This window comes from Enterobacter sp. CPE_E890 (assembly GCF_046521475.1).
Classification (GTDB): Bacteria; Pseudomonadota; Gammaproteobacteria; order Enterobacterales; family Enterobacteriaceae; genus Enterobacter; species Enterobacter adelaidei.
Window position 1 is genome coordinate 4,057,618 of the sequence record NZ_JBKFZW010000001.1, and the last position, 20,433, is coordinate 4,078,050.

The following is a 20,433-nucleotide window of genomic DNA, read 5'->3' on the forward strand; positions in this document are numbered from 1 at the left end:
ATAGCATAAGGCGGGCGCGGAGGATGCGCCAGAGATGTAAAAGATGTGTATAGGGTTTTATGCGCGCTGGTGCCCCCCTCCCACAGGGAGAGGGAGAAAGATGATTAGCGCCCGCCGCGGATCAGGCCGCCCATACCGCGTCGTTCCATAAACGCAGCAACCTGATGACGGACTTCAGTAGCCAGTTGCGCTTCCAGGCTGCGTTCAGCCAGCTCTCGGGCATCGTCGATTTCAATATGCCGCAACAGGTACTTCACACGTGCAACGGCGCGACCGTTCATCGACAGATGGCGGTATCCCAGACCAATCAGGATCGCCACACACATTGAATCCCCGGCCATTTCACCGCACAGGCGTAAATCAATCCCGTACTGTTCCGCATCACGAGCGATCATCGCTAACGCGCGGATTATCGCCGGGTGCAGGCTGTCGTAGATACTGGCGACACGGGTGTTGTTACGGTCGACGGCCAGGATATATTGCGTCAGGTCGTTCGTGCCGACAGAGATAAAATCAACCCGGTTGGCCAGTTGCGGCAACATGAAGACCATAGACGGCACTTCGAGCATCACCCCAATCCGCGGTTTCGGGATCGCGTAGCCAATCATCTCTTCGACTTCACGGCCAGCGCGTTCGATCAAACGCCGTGATTCGTCGATCTCATCAATGCTGGTGACCATCGGCAGTAAAATGCTGAGATTGCCCGTCGCGGCATTCGCGCGCAGCATGGCGCGCACCTGGATCAGGAAGATCTCCGGCTGATCGAGCGTAATGCGGATCCCACGCCAGCCCAGGCACGGGTTCTCTTCGCTGATCGGCATATAGGGCAGCTGTTTATCAGCGCCAACATCCAGAGTACGCAGGGTGACAGGTTTATCGTTAAACATCTGCAGCATTCCCTGATACTGCGCAACCTGCTCTTCTTCTGAGGGGAACCCACTTTGCAGCATGAACGGGATTTCGGTGCGGTATAAGCCGATACCATCAATGCGACTGCCAAGCTTTTCTTCGTGCTCAGGGCTTAAGCCGGCGTTGAGCATGACTTTGATCCGCTCACCGCTCTTTAGCTGTGCGGGCAGGTTAACGTCATCTTCTGCCAGCTTGCTTAATTCGTTCTCTTCACTGATAAGACGCTGGTATTCCTGGAGCAGAACCGGCTCAGGATCAACCAACAGCTCACCGCGATAGCCATCGACAACCAGCGTGCGTCGATGCAGCACTGACGGCTGGATATCTGCGCCCATCACGGTAGGAATACCCAGTGCACGCACCATAATGGCAGCGTGTGAGTTGGCGGCACCATCGCGCACTACCACACCGGCCAGCCTGTCCTGAGGCAGCTCAGCCAGCGTCGTCGCGGAGAGTTCATCGGCGACCAGCACAAACCGTTTTGGCCAGGCATTTGGCCCCTGAATGGTGTCATCCAGATGGAACAGCAGTCGTTGTCCCAGGGTTCGGAGATCTCCCGCCCGCTCTTTCAGGTAACCATCAGTCAGTGCCGCAAATTGCTCGGCAAATTTTTCGATAACCTTTTTAACGGCCCACTCCGCGACCGAGCCTTTATCCACTTCCGCAAAAAGCTCGCGACGCAAACGCGCATCGGAAAGCAGGTGTGAATAGAGATCAAAAATGGCCGCCGTCTCTTTTTGCGCACCTGCGGCAAAGCGTTTGCTGTAACGACGAAATTCATTCGCCGCCTCTTCCAGCGCAGCAGTAAGACGCTCGCGCTCAAGTGCTTCATCAAGCGTTGAGGCTTCGTAAACCTGCTCCATTAACGGTAGCGTGGCGTCCATCCAGCCTTCTGCAATCGCCACACCTGGCGACGCAGGAAGGGCGCGAATGCGCGTATGGCGATACTGGCCGAAAAGGGCGGCAAGCTGAGACTGGGAGAGGATCGCCGCCATCTGCGTGGCCAGCGTGACGAGGAAAGACTCTTCGCTTTCATCGTACTGACGCAGCTCGCGCTGCTGAACAACCAGCACGCCGAGCAGCTGGCGACGCTGGATAATCGGCACGCCAAGAAACGCGCGGAAGCGCTCTTCTTTTACGGAAGGGATGTATTTAAAGCTGGGGTGTTTTTGCGCGTCGGCAAGGTTGATAGGTTCAGCCAGCCGCCCAACCAGACCCACGATACCTTCATCAAATGCGAGCGTTACGGTGCGTCCGCGTGGTTTTTTCAAACCACGGGTCGCCATCAGGTAATAGCAGCGCCGATCGTGGTCGGCCAGATACACCGAACAGACCTCGGTCTCCATCGCAAGACAGATGTCAGTGACCAGAATGTTCAGCGCCTCATTGAGACGCGGAGCACTGGCCACCTTCTCGACTATTTCTCGCAAGCGGGTGAGCATGATTTGCGTAGCTTAACCTCTTTTACGTCGCCAGGCAGGTGCGCTCTGCGGCTTAGGGGGGATCTCCTGAAGCTGCATTACCACACTTGCGAACTCTTTCATCACCCTACGGTAAACATCGCGTTTAAATGACACGACCTGACGAACAGGATACCAATAGCTTACCCAGCGCCAACCATCAAACTCCGGCGTACTGCTGGTTTGCATATTGATGTCTGAATCGTTGCCCACCAACTGCAACAGAAACCACTTCTGTTTCTGGCCGATACAAACCGGCTTTGTGTCCCAACGCACCAAACGTTTCGGTAACTTGTAACGCAACCAGTTGCGGGTCGAAGCCAGGATGCGAACATCTTTTCGGCTTAAACCGACCTCTTCAAAAAGCTCCCGGTACATCGCTTGTTCTGGGGACTCTCCTGGATTGATCCCGCCTTGCGGGAACTGCCACGAGTGCTGACCATATCGCCGGGCCCACATTACCTGGCCCTGACGATTACAAATTACTATTCCTACGTTCGGGCGGTAGCCATCGTCATCAATCACCGGACTACCCCAAACTAAACCTTATATATGAATGATTGTTTCACACTACAGGGAGGCGGTAAACCACTCTCTTACAGGCCTGCAACCTAATAACATTTGAATAACTCACAAATAAGTGCTGAGTTATAAACAGATAAGAGCCTGCAAAGGGATTTTTATTCACCTTTTCTGTGGATATAGTTGTGAAAAAGTGTCTAATTACCGATGAACAACCTCAATCCCCGTCTGCGTCCCGCTTTCATCAATATTATATAATGCTATTATTTTCATGCAGTTAAGTGTGTTATCACAAACAAAATACAGAATAGCGTGACGATCATCACATCAGGGATCGTCGCGCTGATGAAAGATCGAACAGCGTCGGTTTTATCCACAGATTGTGCCAATAAGTTAGGCACAAATTGTCTGAAAATTCGATTTTCATCGCACGTCAAGGCTGTAAATTGAAACAGTAGTCAGGGTTATGCCCAGTTATCCCATTTTTCTGTGGATAACATGGTGTAAGATCCTGTTCATTGTCAGTGACCAGATTTGAACAACCGGTTTTTCTTCTCAGGTGAAACGATTTCAAACTAATAAAAAAACCTATAAATCATATACATGGAATATTCGTACAGAAAAAGTTAAACTCTATCCACAGGGGACAATTTCTTCGTTTATTTTTTAATCAAAAGGTTATCTTCATGCATCCGCTTACACCCTTGCTTTCACCTCCATCCAGCGAAGGTCAGTTGCTCCAGCAGGCTCAACGCCTGGCTGGCTTTTCGCTGGGCGAGCTGGCGGCAATGGCCGGGATTCCGATCCCGAAGGATCTGAAACGGGATAAAGGCTGGACGGGCATGCTGCTTGAACTGTGGCTGGGTGCCAGTGCGGGGAGTAAACCAGAGCAAGATTTTGCGGCTCTTGGCGTAGAGTTAAAAACCATTCCCATAGACAGCCAGGGGAAGCCACTTGAGACCACCTTTGTCTGCGTTGCGCCATTAACCGGCAATACCGGTGTGACATGGGAAACCAGCCACGTTCGCCATAAGCTGAAACGCGTGCTTTGGGTACCGGTTGAAGGTGAACGCCACATTCCACTGGCCGATCGTCGCGTTGGCGCACCGCTGCTCTGGAGCCCGAATGAAGAGGAGGAGCATCAATTGCGTCTGGACTGGGAGGAACTGATGGATATGATCGTTCTTGGACAGGTAGAGCGCATCACAGCCCGACACGGGGAAGTGTTACAGCTGCGCCCGAAGGCAGCCAACAGTAAAGCGCTTACCGAAGCGATCGGTGCGCAGGGCGAGCCAATACTGACGTTGCCGCGCGGCTTTTATCTCAAAAAGAATTTCACCGGCGCAGTGCTTGCACGCCATTTTTTACTAAAAACATAGTTTTTTACTCATTTTGAGAGATCCCAAACATAATCATCTGGTTTTTAAGATTTTACCGCTTCCTCCTGCCGGCATATCGGGTTAATACTACACTATGATTTGATACCAGCCAGGTGAGGACGATAACGATGAAAAAATGGGCAGTGTTAATATCAGCAGTCGGCTTAGCGTTTGCAGTATCGGGCTGTAGCAGCGATTACGTCATGGCGACAAAAGATGGTCGGATGATCCTGACCGACGGAAAACCTGAAGTGGATGATGATACCGGTCTGGTCAGCTATCGCGATCAGCAAGGCAATAAAATGCAGATCAACCGCGACGAAGTCTCACAAATTATCGAGCGATAAACAGAGAGAGGTCAGTCGCTTGCTGGCCTTTTTGATTTTTTTCTTCCCCTTTTGCTTCCCCTCTGCCATGTTTATATTCCTTTGTCGGGAAGTTCCTGACGCGGTCTACATGTCTATTGAAGGAAGCCGGCTATGCATTATCACCGTATCCCCCACAGCTCTCTGGAGATAAGCCAATTGGGGTTGGGCACGATGACATTTGGTGAACAAAACAGCGAAGCCGATGCCCATGCGCAACTCGATTATGCCGTCAGCCAGGGGATTAACCTGATTGATGTCGCAGAGATGTACCCTGTCCCCCCGCGTCCGGAAACACAGGGGCTTACCGAAACCTACGTCGGTAACTGGCTGACAAAACGTGGCAACCGTGAAAAGCTGGTCATTGCGTCGAAAGTCAGCGGCCCCGCACGTAATAACGATGCTGGGATCCGTCCAAATCAGATCCTCGATCGCAAGAATATCCGTGCCGCGCTCGATGCCAGCCTGAAGCGCCTGCAAACAGATTATCTCGACCTGTACCAGGTTCACTGGCCTCAGCGTCCAACAAACTGCTTTGGTAAACTCGGCTACAGCTGGAATGAGAGCGCCCCTGCCGTTACGCTACTGGAAACGCTGGAAGCGCTGACCGAGTGCCAGCGAGCGGGTAAAATCCGCTACATCGGCGTATCTAACGAAACGGCCTTTGGTGTGATGCGTTACCTGCACCTGGCGGATAAACACGATCTGCCGCGTATCGTCACCATCCAGAATCCGTACAGCCTGCTTAATCGCAGCTATGAAGTGGGGCTGGCCGAAGTGACGCAGTATGAAGAAGTGGAACTGCTCGCCTATTCCTGTCTCGGATTTGGCACGCTGACGGGGAAATACCTGAACGGCGCGAAACCGGCTGGCGCGCGTAATACCCTCTTTAGCCGCTTTACCCGCTACAGCGGCGAGCAGACGCAGAAAGCCGTTGCAGCCTATGTAGATATCGCGAAACGTCACGGTCTTGATCCGGCGCAGATGGCGCTGGCCTTCGTACGTCGTCAGCCGTTTGTTGCGAGCACCCTACTGGGCGCGACCACTATGGAACAGTTGAAAACCAACATTGAGAGTTTCCATCTGAACCTGAGTGAAGAGGTGTTAGCGGAGATTGAAGCGGTGCATCAGGTATATACATACCCGGCACCATAGCTGGACGCTTTTGCCGGGTGGCGGCTTCGCCTGACCCGGCAAAGAACTCAACGCCGACGCTGCCAGATCCACAAGCCAGCAATCGCCAGCGCAAACAGCCCACCAAACCCGACGCCAATCCCCACCACCGGCACGCCCACTTTTACCGCCAGCGAGTAAAGTCCCAGCATCAACAGCATCGCCAGGTTTTCACCCAGGTTTTGTACCGCAATGGCGTTGCCTGCACCGACAGTTTGCTTGCCACGTTCCTGCAGTAGCGCATTCAGCGGCACCACGAAGAATCCACCCAGAATACCAATCAGGATCAGGAGGGCATAAGCTGGCAATAGCGCGTGTTGCAGCGAGAAAATAAGCACGACTACGCCAATAAGGATCCCTGCCGGCATACAACGCGCCACCGTCTCAAGCGTCACCAGTTTCGCTGCCGCCCCCGCACCAACAACAATCCCGATTGCGACCATCGCATTAAGGTAGGTTGGAGTCGCATTGTCGGTGATACCCAGCGCCACCGGCACCCATAGCACCAGCAGGAAGCGCAGCGTGACACCCGCTCCCCAGAACATACTGGTTCCCATCAGGGAGAAGCGCGTTTCACCGTTACGCCACAGCACGCGACAGGCGTTGAAGAAACTGCCGGTCATCGGCTTAAAGCGCCAGGATTGTCCCGGGCGTGCAACTGGCAGCTTCGGGATAAACAGGTTAGCCACAACCGCCCCGCCATACACCACCGCACAGACCCCCAGAGCGGCCAGCACATGCCAGTCGGCAAGCACCCCACCCGCAACGGAGCCGAGCAGGATGGCCGCAATGGTGGAAGACTCCATCAGACCATTGGCTTTCACCAGCTTATCACCCGTTGTCAGCTCCCCGAGGATGCCATATTTCGCCGGGGAGTAAGCGGCAGCGCCAATGCCCACCAGCGTATAGCCAATGAACGGATTAAAACCAAAACAAATGCTTGCGGCACCCAGCAATTTCAGGCCGTTAGCAAACATCATCACCCGGCCTTTCGGGAAACTGTCCGCCACCTGCCCCACAAAGGGGGCAAAGATAATGTAAGCGCCCACAAACACCATCTGCAAGATCGGCTGGCTCCAGTCTGGATAAAACTCGGCTTTCAGCAGCGCCAGAGTGGCAAACAGCAGCGCGTTATCACCGAACGCAGAGAGAAACTGCGCGGCGATGACAGCCATCATGCCTTTTGACCGGAGCGATGTGTTAGTGTGTACTGACTCACGCATTTTGCTGTTCCGCCTCTTCAACCATGCTCTTCAGGGTCACGAAATCGGGCTTCCCGCTCCCCAGCACCGGGAGCTGCTTCAGGTAGCGAATATCGCGCGGCACTGCCAGTTCAGGAATACCATGTTCACGCGCGTAGCTAAGTAGCCTGTCGCGCTTAAGCTCAGTATCGGTCGTAAACAGCACCAGCGCCTCGCCTTTGCTAGCATCACTCTTCACCACGGTCGCATGAATCTTATCCGCGGAGACGGCCGTCGCCAGTTGCTCAACCATTTCCAGAGAGACCATTTCACCGGCGATTTTGGCGAAGCGCTTTGCACGCCCCTGGATCTGCACAAAACCTTGTTCATCAAAACGGACAATATCGCCGGTGTCGTACCATCCCGTTTCAACCTCACCCTTAACGTTTTCCGCCGTCGGCGCTTCCAGCACACCCGGGTTTTCCACGCGCAGATAACCGTTCATCACGTTTGGCCCTTTCAGCTGCAGACGGCCTCCGTCCTCAATGCCCGGCACGGCCAGCAGACGCGCGTCCATCCCCGGCAGAATTCGGCCAACCGTACCCGGTTTTGCCGCCATCGGCACGTTAATCGAAACCACCGGTGCGCACTCGGTCACACCATAGCCTTCAAGAATGCGCAAACCAAACTTGTCCTGCCAGATTTGACGCGTGCTCTCCTGCAGCTTTTCTGCGCCAGCTACCACATACCGCACGCGATAAAAATCATACGGGTTGGCAAAACGCGCATAGTTACCCAGGAAAGTAGATGTCCCGAACAGGACGGTGCAGTTACGGTCATACACCAGCTCCGGCACAATGCGGTAATGCAGCGGGCTTGGATAGAGGAACACTTCAGCACCGGTCAGCAGCGGCGTAAACAGCCCCACCGTCAGCCCAAAGGAGTGGAACAGCGGTAGCGCCGACATAAAACGGTCATTCGCAGTAAAGTCAGCAATGCTTTTGATCTGCTCAACGTTCGCCAGAATACTCTTGTGACTGTGGACAACACCTTTGGGGTTACCTTCCGAACCAGAGGTAAAGAGGATAATCGCATCATCTTCCGGCTGCTGTTTGACCTGCGCCAGACGCGGCATCAGCAGGTGCGCAAAAATCCACAGCTTATCGCCAGTGGTCACGTCCGCTTTCAGATCTTCCAGGAAGACCCAGCGCACCTGGGTGAGCTGTTCGGGAAGATGCCAGAGCTTGCCTTTATCCAGGAACTGTCGAGAGGTAAAAACAGTGTTAATCTGAGCGGCGGTGATGGCGCTGGTCAGCCCCTTCACACCCGCCGTGTAGTTCATCATCGCCGGTATACGACCACGAGAAACGGCACCAAAAATCACTGCAGCGCTGATGCCCGCGTTAGGCAGCATCAGACCAATTTTTTCACCCTTCTTACTGTATTTTTCCAGAATGCGGCCCACAAACAGGGTCTTAGTCAGCAGTTTGCGATAGGTATCCGGGGTAAAGTTGATGTCTTCGATACAGTTTTTCTTCGCCCCATAGCGGTATTGTGCGGAAAGGAGGGACTCGTAGAGCGTTTCGCGCGGACGAACGGCCATACGCGCTTCCATCATAATCTGGTGCAGCATTTCACCCGCGATTTTACGACGATCGCGGGCACGCGGTGCGTCAGGCATCGGTAACGAGGTCGGCGGCAGAATATGCAGCGTTATTTTGGGGAACAGGCGCTGCTTTACCAGCCCCTTAAGACGGCTGAAGCGGGTTAACTCCGCCCCTTCAATACGCAGTGGTACCACGGTGGCTTTTGACTTCGCCGCCACAAACCCCGCGCCGTCGTAGATTTTCATCAGCGAGCCCGTCACCGAGATGCGTCCCTCAGGGAAGATGACCACCGGACGCCCCTGCTCCACCAGACGTACCAGATGTTTAATCATCATCGGTTTAGTCGGGTCGAGCGGCACGAAATCAATCAGCGGTGTGAGCCAACGCATATACCACTGCTGGCTGATGGAGGTATAAACCGCAAACACCGGACGCACGGGCAAAAACAGCGCCAGTAAAATGCCATCTATAAAGGAAATATGGTTTGGTGTGATAAGAACGCGTTCACCGCGAAGCGCCTGGGCATCGCCAGTGACGCGGATTCGAAAAAGAATACGGAAAAGTGTACGGAAGAACCCAAATAGCATCTCAACTCCCTTTGCCAGCCAGTGTGAAGGGTTGATAGTAAATGGTGGCAGATTACACGAGAAGTGATACGGGAGCGACAAGCAAAAATAGAGGCGAAAAAAAACCTGCGCATCCGCGCAGGTTGGTGCAAGAGATGAGTACGAAACCGTACTAAGAATTCTCACCAATCAATACCTCTGGGATCTCAACTCTACCAACCTCTTTCACGTCCTCGCTATCGGACAATCGCAACAGCCTGAGGCAAAGTGTAACTAAAGGTTCAGATTGACATTATTCAGACATGACTGGTCGTGTAACGATTACACCGTTAGGGTTGTGCTGCGTCACGTTTGTGGAGAACTGAAATCCACTCCCCTTGAATGCGCACCACTTTTCCGCAACACTACCGGGTGTGTAAACGCTTACCCCCACTAAGAAGGTAATTAATGGCGACAATAAAGGATGTGGCCCGTCTGGCAGGAGTTTCGGTGGCAACCGTCTCGCGCGTGATTAACGACTCGCCAAAAGCCAGTGACGCATCACGCCAGGCTGTGCAAAACGCCATGGAATCCCTGAACTACCATCCCAATGCCAATGCCCGCGCGCTGGCCCAGCAGTCCACTGAAACCATTGGGCTGGTTGTGGGTGACGTGTCTGATCCCTTTTTCGGCGCGATGGTTAAAGCGGTGGAGCAAGTGTCTTATCAGACAGGCAATTTTTTGCTGATCGGTAATGGCTACCATAATGAACAAAAAGAACGCCAGGCCATCGAACAGCTTATCCGCCACCGCTGCGCGGCGCTGGTTGTTCATGCCAAAATGCTTCCCGATACCGAACTTATTCATCTGATGAAGCAGATCCCCGGCATGGTGATCATCAACCGTATTATTGCCGGGTTTGAAAAACGCTGCGTGGCGCTCGACGACCGCTATGGTGCCTGGCTCGCTACCCGTCATCTGATTCAACAGGGACACACACGAATTGGTTATCTCTGTTCAAACCACCCCATTTCTGATGCGGAAGATCGGCTACAAGGTTACTACGATGCCTTGCGCGAAAACGGTCTCCTGTGTAATGACCGCCTGGTAGCCTACGGTGAGCCGGATGAGAGCGGCGGTGAGCAGACTATGACTGAGCTGCTTGGCCGTGGACGAAATTTCACCGCCGTTGCCTGTTATAACGACTCCATGGCCGCCGGGGCAATGGGGGTGCTAAATGACAACGGGATTGAGGTGCCGTCAGAAATTTCACTCATTGGTTTCGATGATGTGCTGGTCTCCCGCTACGTGCGCCCGCGCCTGACCACGGTACGTTATCCTATCATCACGATGGCAACGCAGGCCGCAGAGCTGGCGTTAGCCCTGGCTGAGAAACGCCAGCCACCGGACATTACCCATCTCTTCAGCCCGACCTTAGTGCGCCGTCACTCCGTAGCATCGCCAGCAGAAGCAGGAGAGGAATAGCGATAAAGGTGTACCGTTTTATTCGGGTACTCCAGTGCATCGCCAATATACTGCCAGCCGTAACGTTCATAGAAGTCACGGCAGGCAGACCACAAATGCAGCTCGCGATACCCGGCCTGAGCAGCATAGGTCATAACATGCTGCTGGAGTTGCCCGGCTAACCCTTTACCACGCGCCGCGTCGTCAACGTACAACGCCGCCAGCCACGGGAAGAGATCCTGCCGGGTGATCAGATCGCAACGCCAGAGCCCCACAGTGCCGAGAAGCTGTTCGTTTTGCACAGCAATAAAGGTCAATGGCAAAGCACCCGGCGTCTGGCTGTGCTCAACAATGCTATGAAAAAACGCCCGGGGAAGCCCCTCACCAAAGGCGTGCCAGATCCAGTCGGTCACTTGCTCCGCATACTGCGGTGCGGCGTAAAGCGGCAGAATGTCAGCCTTATCCATGTTTTACCTGTGTTTTTCAGTTCGATGCTCAGGCCTGATGCCCCCGGCCAGTTTGTACACTATTTTATCAGAACCCGGCCATTTTCGTTGACTGCGGGCAGGCCGTTATGTCGGCGGGCGGATCGTTACCAAAAAGCGTGATCGTGGCAGAAGTTTTGCGTCCCCCGCATCGCTTATACGCTGCGAGGTCTGTGTTAAACTGCAGACCATTACGTGGAAGCAGGAATGTAGAATGGCAACAATGCTGGATGTCTCACTGCGTGCGGGCGTGTCGAAGGCCACGGTATCGCGCGTACTGAACGGCACAGGTCAGGTTAAAGAGAGTACGCGTCAGCAGGTGTTTGCTGCGATGGAAGAGCTGGGCTACCGCCCGAACTTTCTCGCGCGTTCACTGGCTAACCAGACCAGCAACAGCATTGGTCTGGTCGTCTCAACCTTCGATGGTTTTTACTTTGGTCGCCTTCTGCAACAGGCATCACGGCAGACCGAAACCCACGGGAAACAGCTGATCGTCACGGATGGACACGACGCACCAGAGCAGGAAGAACAGGCAGTGCAGATGCTGGCCGATCGCAAATGTGATGCCATTGTGCTGTACACGCGCTATATGAGCGAAAAAGCGATCATCAAACTGATGAATACCGTGCAAACCCCGCTGGTGGTTATCAACCGTGAAGTCAGCCAGGCGCCGGATCGCTGTGTGTTCTTCGAACAACAGGATGCTGCCTTTAAGGCAGTGGATTACCTGATCAATCAGGGTCACCGGGAGATCGCCTGTATCACCGTCCCGATCCATACCCCAACCGGGAAAGCGAGACTGATGGGCTACCGTAAGGCGCTGGAAAAGCACGGCATTCGTCTGGACGAACGCCGGGTAAAGTATGGCGATGCGGGAATGACGCGGGGATATGAGCTGTGTAAAGAGCTCATTGCCGATGGCGTGTCGTTTAGCGCCCTGTTTGCCTGTAACGATGATATGGCGCTGGGTGCATCCAAAGCGTTACACCAGGCGGGGCTTAAGATCCCGCAGGATATTTCGCTGTTCGGTTTTGACGATGCCCCAAGCGCGAAATGGCTGGAACCTGCACTTTCATCAGTTTATCTGCCCATCGACAATATGATTGTCACCGCTATCGATCAGGCCATCAGGCTGGCAAAAAACCAGCCTGTCGATGCGATCCCGCCGTTTACCGGCACGCTGGTACTTCGCGATTCGGTCACCACGGGGCCGTACTTTAATCAAATGAGTTCCAGCGCCAGCAGTTCCTGAATGGTCTGGCGACGGCGGATCAGCCGTGCCTTGCCGTGATCAAACAGCACTTCCGGCAGCAGCGGGCGACTATTGTAGTTAGATGACATAGAAGCCCCGTAGGCACCGGTATCGTGCAGTACAAGATAATCGCCCGGTTTGACCTCTGGCAGCGCGCGGGTTTCCACTTTGCCACCTTCCTGCTGAGTGAACACGTCACCCGATTCACACAGCGGCCCCGCAACGACCGTCTCACGGCGCGGCGCGTGCGTTAAATCGCGACCATCGGCAGCCAGTGCCGTTATGTGGTGATAGCTGCCGTACATGGACGGACGCATCAGGTCGTTAAAACCGGCATCAATCAACACGAAATGACGTGAGCCCATCTCTTTCACACTGCGAACCTGCGCCACCAGCACGCCGGCTTCGGCAACCAGGAAACGCCCCGGCTCAATTTCCAGCTTCACAGCGTGGCCCAGATGCGCAGCGATTTGGTCACGCGCGGCGCTCCACAGACCGTAATAGTGATCGGTATCGATCGTCTCTTCACCTTCACGGTAAGGAATAGAAAGCCCGCCACCTGCGGAGATCGCCTCCAGGTCCTGACCAAAATCGACAACCTGACGCACCATCGCCCCGCAGACCTGCTCAAGATGCGCATAATCCACGCCTGAGCCAATGTGCATATGAATGCCGACCAGCTTCAGGTTATAACGCTGCAACACGTCAAGCGCGGCTGGCATATCGGCATACCAGATACCGTGTTTGCTGTTTTCGCCGCCGGTGTTGGTTTTTTGGCTATGACCATGACCAAAACCCGGGTTCACGCGTAACCAGACGCGATGGCCTGGTGAAACCTGGCCTAGCTGCTCAAGCATATCCACAGACCCGGCATTCACCGGTACCTGCAATTCATGTACGCGCGCAAGCGTCGCTTCATCGATCACATCGGCAGTGAAGACGATCGCATCTGGATCGGTTTTCGGATCAAACCCGGCCACCAGCGCACGCTCGATTTCGCCCAGTGAAACGGAATCTACTTTCACGCCCTGCTCACGCATCAGGCGCAGAATGTGAACATTGGAGCATGCCTTTTGAGCAAAGCGTACCACGTCAAACTGATGCAGAGCGGCGATCTTCTCGCGAACGATCTGCGCGTCGTAGACCCAAACCGGGCAGCCAAACTCCGCTGGCAAGCGCAGCAGATTTTCAGCGTTCAAATCGGTATCAGTCTGGTTGAGTGGGCGTGGCATGGTCTTCTCCGGATAAATTCATTTTTTATGATTACGCCACAGCGGAAAAAGAATAAAAAATATCGTTTTATCGCGAGTCTATGCAAAAATGATATGGATACTTCTCTGCTTTCAGGTGCCCTATGCCCGCCGTCAACTTACGCCATATCGAGATTTTTCACGCTGTGATGACCACCGGCAATCTCACCGAAGCCGCGCAGATGCTGCATACCTCACAGCCGACGGTGAGCCGGGAACTGGCACGCTTCGAGCAGGTGCTTGGGTTGAAGCTGTTTGAACGCACCCGCGGCAGGTTACACCCAACGGTGCAAGGGTTGCGTCTGTTCGAGGAAGTTCAGCGCTCCTGGTACGGGCTGGACCGAATTGTCAGCGCGGCGGAGAGCTTACGTGAATTTCGCCAGGGCGAGTTGTCGATTGTTTGTCTGCCCGTGTTTTCGCAGTCGTTTCTGCCGATGCTGATACAGCCTTTTCTGGCCCGTTATCCCGAGGTGAACCTGACCATCGTCCCGCAGGAGTCACCGCTGCTTGAAGAGTGGCTTTCGGCGCAGCGTCATGACCTGGGATTAACCGAAACCCTCGCTACGCCGGCGGGAACGCAGCGCACAGAATTACTGGCGCTAGATGAGGTCTGCGTCCTGCCTGCTGGCCATCCCCTTGCCAAAAAAAGCGTACTGACCCCTGCGGATTTCCACGGCGAGAACTACATCAGCCTGTCACAGACGGACAGCTACCGACAGCTGCTGGATACGCTCTTTACCGAGCATCAGGTGAAACGAAGAATGGTGGTCGAAACGCACAGTGCCGCATCTATTTGCGCAATGGTTCGTGCCGGCGTGGGCGTCGCGGTGGTTAATCCGCTCACGGCGCTGGATTATGCGGAAAGTGGGATTGTGGTTCGACAGTTTAGCGTTTCAGTCCCCTTTACCGTCAGCCTGATCCGCCCGATGCATCGTCCGGCCTCTGCGCTGGTAGACGCGTTCAGCGGACATCTGCAAAGTGGGTTAAGCACGCTAACCGCACAACTGAAGAAGGTACTGGAAAAGACGCCCGACTAAGTCAGCGGGCGTCCTCTGACTCAGTTAAAACGCTTAGCCACAGCGGCAACACGCTCACCGAATTTTACTGCCGTTTGCAGATCGCCGCTGGCAATCGCGCCCGCATCCGCATCTGACGGAGACTGTACCAGCAGCCCGACAGAGCCACCGAGGTTGTTGATATCCTGACGCGTTGCAGCCTGCGTATTCGATGGCGGCAGGCCCAGGCTCACCCAAATCCCACCATGCTGCGATGCCAGCGTTTGCAGGTATTGCAGGGAAACTTGCTTGTCACCGTTCAGGCTCGCACTGTTACTGAAGCCCGCGAACACTTTATCCTGCCAGCTGCGAACGAACCAGGCTTTAGAGGTGGCATCAGCAAATTTCTTAAACTGCCACGGCACACCGCCCATGTAAGTTGGCGCACCAAAAATAATCGCCTTTGCCTCGTTCAATTTTTGCCAGTCGCTTTCCTGAATTTCACCATTGCTGTCGATGGCGATCAGTTCAGCCTGCGCGCCCTCTGCAACTGTTTCAGCAACACGTTGGGTGTGGCCATAGCCTGAATAATAGATAACTACAACGCTCATAATAGATCTCCTGATGCAATATTGCCTTGTGAGTCAAAAGATTAAGACGGTTTTAAAATTGCTCTGCGAGCAGTTGCCATTTTCGGTTCCCTGGTATCAAATAGAAACCTTACGTCGTTTTATACACGCAAATATTCGCGGGCGTAAGAAGGCACTTTTACCTCACCTGGTTACCTCGAGGGAACCACCATGACTGAGTCTGTCGTACTGAAAGAGGAGATGCCTCCTTATAACGTGTTCGATGAGCGCTGCCCTACCCGCGACGTGCTGGCGCGTATCGCCGACAAATGGGCGCTGCTGATTCTCGCGCGTCTTGAAAACGGGCCAATGCGCTTTAACAAGCTGCAACGTGATATTCAGCGGATCACCAAAAAGGTACTGACCCAGGCATTACGCAAGCTGGAACGCGATGGGCTGGTTTCACGTGAGGTTTTCGCGACGGTACCGGTGACGGTGGAGTACAGTCTGACGCCGCTGGGACAGGCGTTAACCGAAACAGTGACCGTGCTGGCACACTGGGTGGAAAGTAATATGGATGCGATTGTGGCGGCGCAATCCGCTTATGACGCCGCCAATGCACAGACCTGAGCCGGGGCGTTCCCGGCGCAAGCCCGCTCAGGAGAGCATAAACTCCACGGCATCGGCAGCATGAATCGCTGTGGTATCAAACACCGGGATTGGACTGCGCGCTACCGGAACCAGTAAGCCGATCTCAGTACAGCCAAAGATCACACCTTCTGCCCCTTGCAGTGCAAGCTTCTCGATCACGCTGACGTAATACGCGCGGGAAGGTTCACTGAATGCCCCCAGGCAAAGCTCATCAAAGATAATCTGATTGATGCGTGCCCGGTCAGCCTCATCCGGGATCAGGCTTTCAATCCCAAACTCACTGCTCAAGCGACCGCGATAGAAATCCTGCTCCATGGTATAGCGCGTTCCCAGCAGTGCCACACGCGACATTCCGGATGCAGCAATTTTACGCCCGGTCGCATCGGCGATATGCAGGAAGGGTAACGAGCAACGCTCTTCTATCCGGGAAGCAACTTTATGCATGGTGTTCGTACAGAGCAAAATTCCCTCTGCTCCCGCACGCTCCAGCCCCAGCGCCGCCTGTGCCAGGATCTCCCCGGCTTTATCCCATTCACCGCTCGACTGGCAGGCCTCGATTTCATGGAAATCAACGCTGTGCAGCAGCAGGCTTGCGGAGTGCAGGCCGCCCAGACGCTGCTTTACCCCTTCATTAATCAGGCGGTAGTACGGGATTGTTGATTCCCAGCTCATTCCACCTAACAGACCGATTGTTTTCATCACCCCTCCTTATCTCTTGTCTCTCTTTTAACACAACCGACGCCAATAAAAAAAGGCGCTGTATTCAGCGCCTTGTTAACCTGCAGAGTTTATTCCGTCACCGGCTCCGGCAGCGGATTACGGGTGAGCATCGCTTCGCGCAATAAAACGCTACCGCAGGCAAACAGCCCCCCCAGAAGCGCCGCCAGAACGACAATCAATGCCTTACCCGGGCCATCTTTTTTCACCGGCATGGAGGGGGAAAGCTGGTATCTGAATGGCTCAAGTTTGACATCGGCAAAGGAGAGTTTTTTCAGCTGCGCCAGGTGGTATTCGCGGTTCTGGAAATCCGCATTCAGCTCGGTCACGTCCTTCAGATTTTTTTCAATCTGCAGTTTTTGTGCGATCCCGTTAGCGCCGAGCGAAACAGAGTAGTCCGGGTCATCTTTTACCGCCTGTCCGTTGCTGTAGACCGGCTTCTTGATGCCTGCTGCATTCGCCACTTCCAGTGAATAATTCAGTCGCTGCAGGTTAGTATTGTGAATATTGGTCAGGCGGACGCGATCCAGTTCCAGCTGCTGCTCAACAACGTTCTTTTTGAGGGCGATCTGGTTACGGATATTCTGCACCGTCTCTTTCTCGACAATAGCCGTAATATAGTCGATATATCCCTCCAGGACGGATTGGGCATCACCCGCTGTCGGCGCGGTGAAGCTTAATGTCCAGGAGACAAATGGCGCTTTGTCCGCGTCTTTTCCCTGGGCATCATTCACCGCTTTCATTCTATCTGAGATATTGACTATCGCCCGATGCAGTTCAAGCGGATCGACCTCGGCGTCTTTAAGCTGAGACATCACGTAAGGAGAGGATTTCAGATACTCTTCAAGCAATGACTGCGACTGAAACTTTTTAATGAACAGGTCAAAGACTTCCGGACGGGTAATCTTCACGTCTACATCAAGCACCTGTAATGCCACCATCATCTGGCGCAGCGGGTTCCACTGCGATTGTTCTGCCGGGGTAATCACCGCTTTACTGGTCCACTTCTGCGGCAGTAAAAATGAAACGATCAGCCCCACCAGTGCAAACGCAAGAGTGACGGCGACGATGCGTTTTTTCGCCGCAAAAAGCACTTCGAATAGTCCCAAAAGATCTATTTCTTTGGTGTTTACAGCTGGGGTTGTATAGCGGGGAAAATCAAGATCGGTGCTTTTTTTGATATCCATCTCAGACCTAACCATTCTTCTTTAATAGGACGCTGTGCATATTGCGCAATCAATAAGAGTGGTCCGATGATACAATATCTTAAGAATTATCTTAAGTTCAAATCCCTCTATTTAGCTCCCCCTGCCAGAGTTGGTAGTGAGTTTCATCACGCCATTATTGTAACAAAACATCATTTCACCAACTCTGACATCTATTGAACGCTTAAACAGGCAATACGATCACACGCCGATATTACGCAGTTTCTCCCCCGCCATCAGCTTGCGTTCAATATGTTCCAGCGTGACGCCTTTTGTTTCTGGAATTAACCAGAACGTGACGCCAATAAACGCCACGTTCAGCACCGTATAGAGCCAGAACGTTCCCGCCGCGCCAATGGCGTCCAGCAGCGTCAGGAATGTCGCGCCGATGATCATATTCGATACCCAGTTGGTGGTCGTGGAACAGGTGATGCCAAAGTCACGGCATTTGAGCGGCTGAATTTCGGAGCACAAGATCCACACCACGGGCGCGGCGCTCATCGCATACCCGGCAATACACATCATGGTCATACCGACGGAGAGCCAGGAAAGCCCACTTGAGGCCGTACCATTATCAAACTGCATCAGGCAGTATCCGAGGATCAGCGTACCGAGCGCCATTACGCTGAAACCAATTTTCAACGCCGGTTTGCGTCCGGCTTTATCCACGGTGAACACCGCAATAAAAGTGGCGAACATAAAGGTAAGCCCCACCACCAGGGTGGCCATCATCTGCTGTTCCGTGGTAGTGAATCCCGCCATTTTGAATATACGCGGCGCGTAGTACATGATGATATTCATCCCGGTGAACTGCTGCATTGCCTGCAGCAACATGCCGAGGAACACCGCGCGGCGCACGTTGCGGTTGATCTTAAATAGCGCCCAGCCTCCCTGCTTCAGCTTCAGGCTTTCACGGATCTCGTTCAGCTCTTCCCGTGCTTTTTCCGAGGTATCGCGCAACATGCGCAGCACCTCTTCGGCCTCCACATGACGTCCTTTTTGCGCCAGCCAGCGCGGACTGTTTGGCAGGAAAACCACCAGTACAATCAGCACCAGTGCCGGTAAAGCCAGCACGCCGAGCATCGCGCGCCAGTTGCCGCTGTAGCTGAAGTAGGTATCGGACAGGAACGCCAAAACAATACCCAGCGTCACCATCAGTTGATACATGCTGATCATCCTGCCACGCACGTTTTCACTCGCCATTTCGGAGAGGTAGAGCGGTGCCGTATAGGAAGCAATCCCGACCGCCACACCGAGCAGCACACGGGAAAGCAGCAACACTTCAACGTTCGTGGCAAACGCGGAACCAATGGAGCCGGCAACAAACAGAATCGCCCCGACCATCAGGCTGTACTTACGCCCCAGGCGGAACGAGAGCCAGCCATTAAACAGCGCGCCGATGGCCGCGCCGAGCATCATGCTGCTCACCACCCACTCCTGCAGACGGCTACTCAGGGTAAAGTGATCGGTTATAAACGGTAATGCACCGGCAATCACGCCGATATCCAGTCCAAATAATAAGCCCGCTACCGCGGCCGCAATGGAAACAAACTGATTCATGCGGCGGGTATCACGCAGCGCAGCGAGCATAAGGGTAGAGTCATTTATAGATGTCATATTTTTCCTGCCTCAACAGCAAAATTCGTTAACTGAAATTACGAGAAAGCGAGGAAAAGTGTCAGGCCGGAAATCGCGAAGTTATGGATTATTCCGCTACGGCATACGGTTCTGTGATGGACATTACAATTTCAACTCGTGGCGAATAATCACGTATTTTTACTAATCAATTAATATTTAAGAAATAAAAGTGTGATTTCCGTCATTTATGATTTTTCAGTATGGATTTTTCATCTTTACCGATATGGACTAAGCCAATTTTACGTAAAAAAAACCTCCGCCCATGGGCAGAGGTGCTTAATACAGATGAAATTAACGCGCCAGCCAGCCACCGTCTACAGCCACGGTGTAACCGTTGATGTAATCTGATGCCGGGGAGGCCAGGAAGACAATCGGCCCCATAAGATCGCCCGGCAGCCCCCAACGGCCAGCAGGAATACGCTCAAGGATTTCCGCGCTACGCTGTTCATCCGCACGCAGCTGCTGCGTGTTGTTGGTCGCCATGTAGCCCGGTGCAATCGCATTGACGTTGATATTATGTTTCGCCCATTCGTTTGCCAGCAGGCGGGTCACGCCCATTACAGCGCTTTTGGACGCGGTGTAAGACGGCACGCGGATACCGCCCTGGAAAGAGAGCATCGAGGCAATATTAATGATCTTGCCGCCTTTCCCTTGTGCGATGAAGTGCTTCGCCGCTGCCTGGGACATAAAGAACACGCTCTTGATGTTCAGATCCATCACATCGTCCCAGTCGCGTTCAGTGAAGCTAATCGCATCTTCACGACGAATCAGTCCGGCATTGTTTACCAGAATGTCGATATGCCCGAATTCCGCGACAGCACGTTCCAGCAGTTCAGGAATGGCGTCGATTTTACGCAGATCGGCAGTCAGGCTCAGGAAACGGCGACCCAGTGCCGTCACGCGTTCAATGGTTTCAGTCGGTTCAACAATATTAATCCCCACAATATCGCAACCCGCTTCCGCCAGACCTAACGCCATCCCCTGACCCAGTCCGGTGTCACACCCCGAAACCACAGCCACTTTCCCCTGAAGAGAGAATGCATCCAGAATCATGTTTATTCCTTAC

General features: G+C 53.7%; 18 protein-coding genes. 7 read left to right on the top strand and 11 right to left on the bottom strand.

The window, feature by feature from the left end; all coding sequences use genetic code 11:
* Positions 1-104: 104 nt before the first annotated feature.
* Positions 105-2,351: a phosphoenolpyruvate--protein phosphotransferase gene (gene ptsP, locus ACLHV9_RS20025; protein WP_028016914.1), complete on the bottom strand. Its 2,247-nt coding sequence runs from the start codon at positions 2,349-2,351 to the stop codon at positions 105-107.
* 12 nt (positions 2,352-2,363) lie between these two features.
* Positions 2,364-2,894, bottom strand: coding sequence for an RNA pyrophosphohydrolase (gene rppH / locus ACLHV9_RS20030; protein ID WP_013098553.1), 531 nt, complete (start codon positions 2,892-2,894; stop codon positions 2,364-2,366).
* A 683-nt stretch (positions 2,895-3,577) separates the two neighbouring features.
* Between rppH and mutH the strand changes: the two genes are divergently transcribed.
* The 3 genes from mutH to ACLHV9_RS20045 all read left to right on the top strand — a co-directional run bounded on the left by mutH (position 3,578) and on the right by ACLHV9_RS20045 (position 5,790).
* Positions 3,578-4,270, top strand: coding sequence for a DNA mismatch repair endonuclease MutH (mutH, locus tag ACLHV9_RS20035; RefSeq protein WP_028016915.1), 693 nt, complete (start codon positions 3,578-3,580; stop codon positions 4,268-4,270).
* A 128-nt stretch (positions 4,271-4,398) separates the two neighbouring features.
* The gene (locus tag ACLHV9_RS20040) at positions 4,399-4,617 is read left to right on the top strand and encodes a YgdI/YgdR family lipoprotein (RefSeq protein ID WP_028016916.1); all 219 of its coding nucleotides are present in this window, start codon (positions 4,399-4,401) and stop codon (positions 4,615-4,617) included.
* Positions 4,618-4,749: 132 nt separating this feature from the next.
* On the top strand, positions 4,750-5,790 hold the full coding sequence (locus ACLHV9_RS20045) for an NADP(H)-dependent aldo-keto reductase (protein WP_108090393.1): 1,041 nt from the start codon (positions 4,750-4,752) through the stop codon (positions 5,788-5,790).
* 47 nt (positions 5,791-5,837) lie between these two features.
* On the opposite strand, the gene lplT is transcribed toward ACLHV9_RS20045, so the two are convergent.
* Together lplT and aas are read right to left on the bottom strand one after the other, a co-directional pair.
* Entirely contained in the window at positions 5,838-7,031 is a 1,194-nt protein-coding gene (gene lplT / locus ACLHV9_RS20050; RefSeq protein ID WP_028016918.1) for a lysophospholipid transporter LplT, read from the bottom strand.
* Positions 7,024-9,183: a bifunctional acyl-ACP--phospholipid O-acyltransferase/long-chain-fatty-acid--ACP ligase gene (gene aas / locus ACLHV9_RS20055; RefSeq protein WP_407221007.1), complete on the bottom strand. Its 2,160-nt coding sequence runs from the start codon at positions 9,181-9,183 to the stop codon at positions 7,024-7,026. The genes lplT and aas overlap by 8 nt, the downstream gene beginning before the upstream one ends.
* Before the next feature lie 426 nt (positions 9,184-9,609).
* Here aas and galR point away from each other — a divergent pair, with 426 nt between their 5' ends.
* The gene (gene galR / locus ACLHV9_RS20060; protein ID WP_407221008.1) at positions 9,610-10,626 is read left to right on the top strand and encodes an HTH-type transcriptional regulator GalR; all 1,017 of its coding nucleotides are present in this window, start codon (positions 9,610-9,612) and stop codon (positions 10,624-10,626) included.
* Here galR and ACLHV9_RS20065 read toward each other — a convergent pair.
* On the bottom strand, positions 10,587-11,072 hold the full coding sequence (locus ACLHV9_RS20065) for a GNAT family N-acetyltransferase (protein ID WP_028016921.1): 486 nt from the start codon (positions 11,070-11,072) through the stop codon (positions 10,587-10,589). The genes galR and ACLHV9_RS20065 overlap by 40 nt on opposite strands.
* Positions 11,073-11,304: 232 nt before the next feature.
* Here ACLHV9_RS20065 and ACLHV9_RS20070 point away from each other — a divergent pair, with 232 nt between their 5' ends.
* The gene (locus tag ACLHV9_RS20070) at positions 11,305-12,342 is read left to right on the top strand and encodes a LacI family DNA-binding transcriptional regulator (protein WP_049006174.1); all 1,038 of its coding nucleotides are present in this window, start codon (positions 11,305-11,307) and stop codon (positions 12,340-12,342) included.
* On the opposite strand, the gene lysA is transcribed toward ACLHV9_RS20070, so the two are convergent.
* Entirely contained in the window at positions 12,312-13,574 is a 1,263-nt protein-coding gene (gene lysA, locus ACLHV9_RS20075; RefSeq protein WP_407221009.1) for a diaminopimelate decarboxylase, read from the bottom strand. The genes ACLHV9_RS20070 and lysA overlap by 31 nt on opposite strands.
* A 122-nt stretch (positions 13,575-13,696) precedes the next feature.
* Here lysA and ACLHV9_RS20080 point away from each other — a divergent pair, with 122 nt between their 5' ends.
* On the top strand, positions 13,697-14,629 hold the full coding sequence (locus ACLHV9_RS20080; RefSeq protein WP_407221010.1) for a LysR family transcriptional regulator: 933 nt from the start codon (positions 13,697-13,699) through the stop codon (positions 14,627-14,629).
* Positions 14,630-14,649: 20 nt separating this feature from the next.
* Here ACLHV9_RS20080 and ACLHV9_RS20085 read toward each other — a convergent pair whose 3' ends face one another.
* On the bottom strand, positions 14,650-15,198 hold the full coding sequence (locus tag ACLHV9_RS20085; protein ID WP_028016925.1) for a flavodoxin family protein: 549 nt from the start codon (positions 15,196-15,198) through the stop codon (positions 14,650-14,652).
* A 189-nt stretch (positions 15,199-15,387) separates the two neighbouring features.
* Between ACLHV9_RS20085 and ACLHV9_RS20090 the strand changes: the two genes are divergently transcribed.
* Positions 15,388-15,786, top strand: coding sequence for a winged helix-turn-helix transcriptional regulator (locus ACLHV9_RS20090; RefSeq protein ID WP_080282775.1), 399 nt, complete (start codon positions 15,388-15,390; stop codon positions 15,784-15,786).
* A 27-nt stretch (positions 15,787-15,813) separates the two neighbouring features.
* Here ACLHV9_RS20090 and ACLHV9_RS20095 read toward each other — a convergent pair whose 3' ends face one another.
* The 4 genes from ACLHV9_RS20095 to kduD all read right to left on the bottom strand — a co-directional run bounded on the left by ACLHV9_RS20095 (position 15,814) and on the right by kduD (position 20,420).
* Positions 15,814-16,506, bottom strand: a complete 693-nt coding sequence (locus ACLHV9_RS20095) for an aspartate/glutamate racemase (RefSeq protein ID WP_407221011.1) — start codon at positions 16,504-16,506, stop codon at positions 15,814-15,816.
* A gap of 89 nt (positions 16,507-16,595) precedes the next feature.
* On the bottom strand, positions 16,596-17,711 hold the full coding sequence (gene wzz(fepE), locus ACLHV9_RS20100) for an LPS O-antigen length regulator Wzz(fepE) (RefSeq protein ID WP_407221012.1): 1,116 nt from the start codon (positions 17,709-17,711) through the stop codon (positions 16,596-16,598).
* A gap of 219 nt (positions 17,712-17,930) precedes the next feature.
* Positions 17,931-19,346, bottom strand: a complete 1,416-nt coding sequence (locus ACLHV9_RS20105) for a sugar porter family MFS transporter (protein ID WP_407221013.1) — start codon at positions 19,344-19,346, stop codon at positions 17,931-17,933.
* 312 nt (positions 19,347-19,658) lie between these two features.
* Positions 19,659-20,420, bottom strand: coding sequence for a 2-dehydro-3-deoxy-D-gluconate 5-dehydrogenase KduD (kduD, locus tag ACLHV9_RS20110; protein WP_028016930.1), 762 nt, complete (start codon positions 20,418-20,420; stop codon positions 19,659-19,661).
* Positions 20,421-20,433 lie beyond the last annotated feature (13 nt).

Coding starts and splice junctions, on each gene's coding strand:
- ptsP (WP_028016914.1), bottom strand. CDS start 2,351: ATGCTCACCCGCTTGCGAGAAATAGTCGAGAAGGTGGCCAGTGCTCCG.
- mutH (WP_028016915.1), top strand. CDS start 3,578: ATGCATCCGCTTACACCCTTGCTTTCACCTCCATCCAGCGAAGGTCAG.
- ACLHV9_RS20040 (WP_028016916.1), top strand. CDS start 4,399: ATGAAAAAATGGGCAGTGTTAATATCAGCAGTCGGCTTAGCGTTTGCA.
- ACLHV9_RS20045 (WP_108090393.1), top strand. CDS start 4,750: ATGCATTATCACCGTATCCCCCACAGCTCTCTGGAGATAAGCCAATTG.
- lplT (WP_028016918.1), bottom strand. CDS start 7,031: ATGCGTGAGTCAGTACACACTAACACATCGCTCCGGTCAAAAGGCATG.
- aas (WP_407221007.1), bottom strand. CDS start 9,183: ATGCTATTTGGGTTCTTCCGTACACTTTTCCGTATTCTTTTTCGAATC.
- galR (WP_407221008.1), top strand. CDS start 9,610: ATGGCGACAATAAAGGATGTGGCCCGTCTGGCAGGAGTTTCGGTGGCA.
- ACLHV9_RS20065 (WP_028016921.1), bottom strand. CDS start 11,072: ATGGATAAGGCTGACATTCTGCCGCTTTACGCCGCACCGCAGTATGCG.
- ACLHV9_RS20070 (WP_049006174.1), top strand. CDS start 11,305: ATGGCAACAATGCTGGATGTCTCACTGCGTGCGGGCGTGTCGAAGGCC.
- lysA (WP_407221009.1), bottom strand. CDS start 13,574: ATGCCACGCCCACTCAACCAGACTGATACCGATTTGAACGCTGAAAAT.
- ACLHV9_RS20080 (WP_407221010.1), top strand. CDS start 13,697: ATGCCCGCCGTCAACTTACGCCATATCGAGATTTTTCACGCTGTGATG.
- ACLHV9_RS20085 (WP_028016925.1), bottom strand. CDS start 15,198: ATGAGCGTTGTAGTTATCTATTATTCAGGCTATGGCCACACCCAACGT.
- ACLHV9_RS20090 (WP_080282775.1), top strand. CDS start 15,388: ATGACTGAGTCTGTCGTACTGAAAGAGGAGATGCCTCCTTATAACGTG.
- ACLHV9_RS20095 (WP_407221011.1), bottom strand. CDS start 16,506: ATGAAAACAATCGGTCTGTTAGGTGGAATGAGCTGGGAATCAACAATC.
- ACLHV9_RS20105 (WP_407221013.1), bottom strand. CDS start 19,346: ATGACATCTATAAATGACTCTACCCTTATGCTCGCTGCGCTGCGTGAT.
- kduD (WP_028016930.1), bottom strand. CDS start 20,420: ATGATTCTGGATGCATTCTCTCTTCAGGGGAAAGTGGCTGTGGTTTCG.